The organism is Maribellus luteus, from assembly GCF_003576475.1.
Classification (GTDB): domain Bacteria; phylum Bacteroidota; class Bacteroidia; order Bacteroidales; family Prolixibacteraceae; genus Draconibacterium; species Draconibacterium luteum.
The window spans coordinates 1-310 of sequence record NZ_QWGR01000135.1 but is presented as its reverse complement, the minus strand read 5'-3'; the positions used below and the strand labels follow the sequence as shown (position 1 = coordinate 310).

Here is a 310-nt window from a genome sequence, read left to right as displayed (position 1 = left end):
GGCCGCGCGATCGGCGATCATCCACAATCATGGCTGCCATGATCGTGGTTATTGTGCATTGCACAGGTATATCTGCGGAAACGGATTTCAGGAGCAGGTGCATCACCATGATCGATTTCACCGCATTGATGGACACCATAACGGTCAGCGGCGAGACCTGTTCGGTCACGGCGACAGAGGACTGGCTTCAGGGCCGCACCATCTATGGCGGTCTGTCCGCGGCCTTCTGCCTTGAGAGCGTGGCGCGCCAGTTCGGGGAACTGCCGCCGTTGCGCTCTGCACAATTCGGGTTCGTCGGCCCGGCAACCGG

At 60.3% G+C, this 310-nt stretch carries 1 protein-coding gene; it reads left to right on the top strand.

The genetic code is table 11. The annotated features are described in order from the left end of the window. Positions 1–29: 29 nt before the first annotated feature. Positions 30–310, top strand: a 281-nt coding sequence (locus tag D1614_RS28275; RefSeq protein ID WP_206610169.1) for an acyl-CoA thioesterase domain-containing protein, incomplete at its 3' end; no start/stop codon positions are given.